Origin of the sequence: Escherichia sp. TW14182, from assembly GCF_000208525.1 — a bacterium.
GTDB classification, from domain to species: Bacteria; Pseudomonadota; Gammaproteobacteria; order Enterobacterales; family Enterobacteriaceae; genus Escherichia; species Escherichia ruysiae.
The window spans coordinates 1-925 of record NZ_AEJZ01000532.1 but is presented as its reverse complement, the minus strand read 5'-3'; the positions used below and the strand labels follow the sequence as shown (position 1 = coordinate 925).

Annotated in this window: 2 protein-coding genes; both read left to right on the top strand. The window is 50.2% G+C overall.

Annotation, left to right across the window (positions count from 1 at the left end; translation table 11 throughout):
* Nucleotides 1-168: 168 nt before the first annotated feature.
* Nucleotides 169-396, top strand: a complete 228-nt coding sequence (gene vapB, locus EQY_RS0123900; protein WP_000450523.1) for a toxin-antitoxin system antitoxin VapB — start codon at nt 169-171, stop codon at nt 394-396.
* Entirely contained in the window at nt 396-794 is a 399-nt protein-coding gene (gene vapC, locus EQY_RS0123895; protein ID WP_000911308.1) for a type II toxin-antitoxin system tRNA(fMet)-specific endonuclease VapC, read from the top strand. The genes vapB and vapC overlap by 1 nt, the downstream gene beginning before the upstream one ends.
* The last annotated feature ends 131 nt before the right edge of the window (nt 795-925 follow it).

Sequence of the window (925 nt, the reverse complement as noted above, 5' to 3'; positions counted from 1 at the left end):
CTGCCCACCCTGCGTGATATGTTTGGTTGAACTCATAGGGACGCCCGATTGTTAAAGAACAAAAACGATGAAAAGCCTGTTAATTATTAAACGGGATATACCATTGACATATCCCACATCACACCTCACTATGGATATACATCACGTATATCCATAGTGAGGTGCCTCATGGAAACAACCGTATTTCTCAGTAACCGGAGTCAGGCAGTCAGGCTGCCGAAGGCTGTAGCCCTGCCTGAAGACGTAAAAAAAGTCGACGTTATTGCTGTTGGCCGTACCCGGATCATTACCCCGGCAGGAGAGTCCTGGGACAGCTGGTTCGATGGCGATAGTGTCAGCGCAGATTTCATGAATGACAGAGAACAACCCGCTGTACAGGAAAGGGAGTCGTTCTGATGCTGAAATTCATGCTGGATACCAATATCTGTATTTTCACCATCAAAAATAAACCAGCGCATATCCGGGAGCGTTTCAATCTGAATACAGGGCGAATGTGCATCAGCTCAGTGACCGTGATGGAACTGGTATACGGTGCTGAAAAAAGTCAGTTTCCGGAGCGTAATCTCGCGATTATCGAAGGATTTATTTCGCGTCTTGACGTACTGGATTATGACTGCGCTGCTGCCACACATACCGGTCAGATCCGTGCTGAGCTCGCCCGTCAGGGACGTCCGGTGGGACCATTTGACCAGATGATTGCCGGTCATGCCCGCAGCCGGGGACTCATTGTGGTCACAAACAATACCCGGGAGTTTGAACGTATCGCCGGCCTTCGTCTGGAAGACTGGTGTTAATGCCCTCACTTCCGGTTCAGACACGCCTGAGAATACCGTCAGCCACTTCTCTGGCCTGTTTGACAGAACGAGGCCGGTGCAACGGAATACCGGCCTGAATAACAACCAGATTAAATAACGCATCCCGGCGC

What these genes read in the sequence shown, in the direction of transcription:
- vapB (WP_000450523.1), top strand. Translation starts at nt 169, where the DNA reads ATGGAAACAACCGTATTTCTCAGTAACCGGAGTCAGGCAGTCAGGCTG.
- vapC (WP_000911308.1), top strand. Translation starts at nt 396, where the DNA reads ATGCTGAAATTCATGCTGGATACCAATATCTGTATTTTCACCATCAAA.